The organism is Sphingomonas montana, from assembly GCF_001956315.1.
Classification (GTDB): domain Bacteria; phylum Pseudomonadota; class Alphaproteobacteria; order Sphingomonadales; family Sphingomonadaceae; genus Sphingomonas_R; species Sphingomonas_R montana.
Genome location: NZ_MOLY01000004.1, coordinates 1 through 5,108, shown reverse-complemented (window position 1 = coordinate 5,108; position 5,108 = coordinate 1). Strand labels below are relative to the sequence as shown.

Below are 5,108 nucleotides of genomic sequence, written 5' to 3'. Positions count from 1 at the left end.
CGCCCGTCCGCATCGACCGCGCCCAACCCGCGCAGCCGCCCGCGCGCCTCCGCCACCGCCGCCGCCGGCGGTGCATCCAGCCAGCGCAGCCGCGCCGGCTCCAGTTCCCCCCACAATGCGCAGTCGAGTACCAAAGCGGACAGGTCCGCCTCCAATATCTCCGGCGGGTCGAACCGCGGCAGTCCGCCCGTCGCCGCCGCCTCCCACAGCCGGTACGCAACGCCCGGCCCCTGCCGCGCCGCGCGGCCCGCGCGCTGCGTCGCGGCCGCCTGGCTCACCCGCTCGGTCGACAATCGCGTCATCCCCGCCGCCCGGTCGTATCTGGGCCGGCGCGCCAGCCCGCTGTCCACCACGATCCGGATCCCGTCCAGCGTCAGGCTCGTTTCCGCGATCGCCGTCGCCAGCACCACCTTGCGCACCCCTGCCGCCGCCGGGCCTATGGCGGCCCGCTGCTCGCCCGCATCCAGCGTCCCATGCAGTTTGTAGACGACCACGTCCGCCGGCAACCTTGCCAGCCGTTCCGCTGTCCGCTCGATCTCCGCCACCCCCGGCAAGAACGCCAGCACGCCGCCCTCCGCCTCCACCAAGGCATTGCGGATCACCCCCGCCACCGCGTCCTCGATCCGCAGCGCAGCATCCCGCCCGACATGACGCAGCGTCAGCGGCCAGCTTCGCCCTGCACTCTCGATCACCGGCGCATCGCCCATCATCTGGGAAAAGCGCGCGCCGTCCAGCGTCGCCGACATCGCCACCAGCCGCAGGTCGGGCCTGAGCGCCGCCTGCACGTCCAGCGCCAGCGCCAGCCCTAAATCGCTGTCCAGGTTGCGCTCGTGCACCTCGTCGAACAGCACGGCGGACACGCCGCCCAGCTCCGGATCGGCCAGGATGCGGTTGCGGAAGATGCCCTCGGTCAGCACCGTCACCCGCGTGGCGGCGGACCGCTTGCTGTCCATCCGCGTGGCGTACCCGATCCTCTGCCCGACCGGCTCGCCCGCCAGCATCGCCATCCGCTCCGCCGCTGCCCGCGCCGCCAGCCGCCGCGGGCTCAGCAGCAGTATCTCGCCGTCGCACCACGCCTCGTCCAGCAACGCCGGCGCCACCGCGGTCGTCTTCCCCGCCCCGGGCGGCGCCACCAGCACCAGCGTGTTGCGTTCGCGCAACGCCGACAGGATATCGGGCAGCACGGCATGGATCGGCAGGTCGGTCATGCCGCTTCATAACGCCACGCCTCGCCCGCGCCACGTCCCTTCCGCAGACGACAACGCCGCCCCGAACCAGGCTATTTGAGTGGTAGGAACATGATCGCGACCGCCTCATGCTCCGGCACTTCCGGGAAGAAGGTGAGGCGCTGGCAGTAGAGCGGAAAATCCCGTGCCTCCTCGCCGCTGGCGGGTAGCCAATCGCGGTAGAGGTACAGCGCGGCCGGCTCCAGATTGTCGGTGTCGCCGACGACGCGCAGCACCGCGCAACGGCCACCGGGGATGGTGCCGGCCTCGATGTGTTCGCCGTGCGCCGCGATCGGCCGGTCGGTGCCGACGCACAGGTCCAGGCGATACTCGGTCGGCGGCGTCGTGCGCGGATCGGCGTGGAAGATGTTGAACGTCGGGCTGACCTTCGGCGACAGGCCGGTCGCCTTCCGCCACGCGATGAACCGCTGAATGGTGGCGCCGATCGTCGCCGGGTCGCCACGATGCTGCATGATGGCCACCGGGGTCGGGGCCACCTCGCGGATCGTCACATCGTCTGCTGTGTAGGTTGTCTGCATGCGCTTGCTCCTGGCGTTGTCGAGTGGCCCGAAGGCCGCGAGCCACGGTTCCCAATCGGGCGCCTTCCTGAACGACGATGGCGACTGCCCGACCCGTTGGCGGAACGCGCGGGCAAAGGCATCCGGGGCGTCGTAACCGGCATCCATCGCAATTTCGGTGATGCTCTGCGCGTCTCTGTAGGCCAGCCGATAGGACGCACGCTTCATGCGGGCGAGCTGGACGTAGCGATGCACGGATAGCCCGAAGGTCGCCATGAACTGCCGGTGGAAGTGGAATTTCGAGAAGGCCGCGACGCCGCTTGTCGCATCCAGGTCCAGATCATCGTCCAGATGCCGGTCGATATGATCCAGCACCCGCCGCATCCGGGCATGGTAATTGTCGTGCGCCGCCTTCATCGTCCTGTCCTCCGTGGCGTCGCCAGCTAGGCGCTCCCGGATATGGCGCGCTCGACCGATCTTGCGGTTCTAGCACGGCGGCAGTCTTTCCCAACGCGGAAGGTCGAACGGAAGAGCCAGGGCATGACGGTGGCATCGTCACCGATGAAGGAGCGCCTTTCCCAAAACCCGTTCCCGGTCGCGCTTTGCCCAAACCGCCCCGGCAGATCAAAAGCGCGAGCTGCACGGTCGGCTCCACTGCCCGACCTCGAAGTCACGCATAGGCCTTACCGAATGTCCGAAACTGCGCGTCAGCCGACATCCGCGTGATCGGCGTGCTGAACGTCCGGGTTTGGTGGTTAGCAGACGTTGTCCAAGGCGCGAGCAAAAACCGACCGAGCGGTGTCGGTGTCGAAAGGAGCACAGCCTAACTCTGGAAACGACTTCGCTTTCCGAGCCGCTTCGTTAAGACGAGCGGCATTTGTCCCGGCGAGATAGCAGGCAGTGAGAGTGGCATCGTCTGACAGCGCACTTACCCGGTTTAGAAACCCGTCGTGAAAGGCGCAAAAAACCTGTTTCCTTGCGGCAAGGTATCCAACCGAAATTTCGAACTGATCTACCGCAGCGTCGATCAGCAAGGCTTCTTCATCGGCTCCAAGTCGATGAAGCCATACACGAGCAAGCATGAGAGCTTCATCGACACGCTTGTCGCTGCTTGAGATAACCTCGACTGACGCGTCGCCCTCTTCGTCCCAGATGGTCACCCAAGCATCATCAACGTCGACGGAATGAGGACGCCCGTCCGCAAGGCGAACGATTGCCTCACCGCCTACGGGAACCTCAAACTGGTCACATTGTAACTCGATGAAAACGGTGAGAGGACGGTCACCCTTGTTCCTGATGGGTATGCGCATGGGGCGTCTCGTTCGGAGGGGCACCTACCGTGCCATGCTGGTCCAACGTCCGCAATTGGGCGAAAGCGGCCTTTCGCTGGTCGAGGTTGCGGAACGTCCGATTGTGGCGCGAAGCGGACGTTAACCTAGTCGGCGAACTAGCGAACGCAGACCGCTACCAATCACATAGCCTACGCTCGCACCAAGGCTGGGCCACAAAGGTCCAAAAAGATAATCCAAGCCGCTAGTCGAACGCAAATTCTCGGGATGCTGCCATTACCAGAAGGTGATGTAGCCTATCATGGCAACGGGAACGATCAATAGAATGGTGCAGCCAGCACGACCATTTGGCGACAAAAGCCCGATCAGCAACCCTACAGGCCCCGAAAACGAGCATGGCTTCTATGGTCATGGATGAAGCGTAGCATGTTCTTGTTCGTCCGCAACTGGGCGTCCGCGGACGTCACGTCGCACTCTCCATCCGCATTAGACCATCGCCGCACCAGGCGTGACCTGCTATACCGCGTCCGTGACCACAGCCATCCCGCACTGCTACCCCATCGGCATCGATCCGTCCGACATCGATTTCATGGGTCATGTCAACAATGCCAGCTACCTGAAATGGGTGCAGGCCGCGGTCATCAGCCATTGGCAACGGCTGGCCCCGGCCGATGCGGTCGCCGGCCACCTGTGGGTCGCGCTGAAGCACGAGATCACGTACCGCAAGCCAGCTTTCCTCGATGACGAGGTGATCGCCACCGTCCTGCTGGAAAAGGTGCAGGGCGCGCGCGCCTTTTACCAGACGATCATCCGTCGGGGCGAGGATGTGCTGGCCGAGGTGCGCTCCAGCTGGTGTTGTCTCGACGCCGAAACGCTGCGCCCCGCCCGGCTGGCGAACAGCGTCGTCGAACGTTTCTTCCCGCCGCGCGACTGACCGCTCCCTCCGCTGCCGCCGCCCTCATCCGGCCGGTGGCACCTTGCATCCGCCGGGGTGCAGAGCCTGTGTCGGCGCACCCAGCACCGCCATCCGCGCCCGGATGCTCGCCTGGAGGAAGGGTGAATTATGCCCCAGGAACCGACGCGGCGTCGTCCCGAGAAACGCGTTCGCGTCGCGCAGATAATGCGACATGTCGAAATAGCTCGGGTCCAGCCGCCGCGCGTCGGCGATGTCGCCCCCCTGGAACAGCCGCACGAACGAGCGCAGGAACCGCGCACGCCGCAACAGCTGCTTGGGCGGCATGCCGAAATACTGCCGTGACAGGCGCCGCAGCCGCGCCTCCGCCACGCCCAGCCGCACCGCGATGTCCGCGACGTCGATCACGCAATCAGTTGTCGCCAGCGCGGTCAACTGGGCGATCAGCGCCATGTGCGCGCCCTTCGTGCCCGCCGGCACCGGCCGCAGCAGGGCCGGCAACAGCGCGTCCAGCACCAGCTTGACCGTGCGGTCGTCCGGCAGGGCGGCCAGTTGCCGGGTCAGCATCGCGACCGCCGCGGGATCGAACACGGTTTCCGCCGCGACGATGCGGTTGTGCGACAGGCTGGCCGACGCGTCCGTCATGCGCGCCCATCCGGTGGCGCTGATCCCGATCCCCACCATCGTGCCGCCATGCGTCGTGATGCGCATCGCCCGGCTGGTGGGCCCGATCACCGTTGCCGGGGGCAACGGCCCGAACGCATGATTGCCGATCCGCGCCGTAACCGGTCCCGCTTCCACGAAAATGCACAGCATGGTCGGGGACGGCAGGAACCAGTCCACCCGTTCGACCGGGTCGTCGGAATGAAAGACGGTGTAGCCGGTGATGCAATCGGCCAGGTCAGGCGATGGGCGGTCGTACCGTATCGCCATGCCTGCCGGCATCGCGAACGCATCGTCCGCGATCCCCCCCGTCGCGGTCCCTCCATGTACCTTCATGTCCGGAAGCCGACCCTATGCCAGATACAGGGTCGTGCCCCGAAACCGGACATTCGGCACTGTCGGTACGGCTGTCAATATGTCGTCAATAAGCCCTTGCGATGGCGAACTCGACGGCTTCGACCAGCGCGGCCCGCGCCGGGCCGCTGCCGATGCCCGACAG

The 5,108-nt window shown here is 66.1% G+C and carries 5 protein-coding genes; 1 reads left to right on the top strand and 4 read right to left on the bottom strand.

The genetic code is table 11. The annotated features are described in order from the left end of the window. From BKY59_RS06585 to BKY59_RS17275, 3 genes are all read right to left on the bottom strand, one after another. The coding region (locus BKY59_RS06585) for a helicase-related protein (protein WP_276205484.1) at window positions 1-1,208 on the bottom strand (1,208 nt) is incomplete at its 3' end. Between the two features lie 71 nt (window positions 1,209-1,279). Further along, window positions 1,280-2,128 carry an AraC family transcriptional regulator gene (locus BKY59_RS06580; RefSeq protein ID WP_240499991.1) on the bottom strand — a complete coding sequence of 283 codons (849 nt, stop codon included), beginning with the start codon at window positions 2,126-2,128 and terminating at the stop codon, window positions 1,280-1,282. 371 nt (window positions 2,129-2,499) lie between these two features. After that, window positions 2,500-3,054 (bottom strand): hypothetical protein, encoded by a 555-nt coding sequence (locus tag BKY59_RS17275; protein WP_129586233.1) that lies wholly within the window; start codon window positions 3,052-3,054, stop codon window positions 2,500-2,502. A gap of 508 nt (window positions 3,055-3,562) precedes the next feature. Here BKY59_RS17275 and BKY59_RS06570 point away from each other — a divergent pair. Beyond that, window positions 3,563-3,967 (top strand): acyl-CoA thioesterase, encoded by a 405-nt coding sequence (locus BKY59_RS06570; protein ID WP_076069911.1) that lies wholly within the window; start codon window positions 3,563-3,565, stop codon window positions 3,965-3,967. Window positions 3,968-3,991: 24 nt separating this feature from the next. On the opposite strand, the gene BKY59_RS06565 is transcribed toward BKY59_RS06570, so the two are convergent. Continuing rightward, on the bottom strand, window positions 3,992-4,945 hold the full coding sequence (locus BKY59_RS06565; protein ID WP_076069904.1) for a helix-turn-helix domain-containing protein: 954 nt from the start codon (window positions 4,943-4,945) through the stop codon (window positions 3,992-3,994). Between the last annotated feature and the right edge of the window lie 163 nt (window positions 4,946-5,108).

Coding starts and splice junctions, on each gene's coding strand:
- BKY59_RS06580 (WP_240499991.1), bottom strand. CDS start 2,128: ATGCGGCGGGTGCTGGATCATATCGACCGGCATCTGGACGATGATCTG.
- BKY59_RS17275 (WP_129586233.1), bottom strand. CDS start 3,054: ATGCGCATACCCATCAGGAACAAGGGTGACCGTCCTCTCACCGTTTTC.
- BKY59_RS06565 (WP_076069904.1), bottom strand. CDS start 4,945: ATGAAGGTACATGGAGGGACCGCGACGGGGGGGATCGCGGACGATGCG.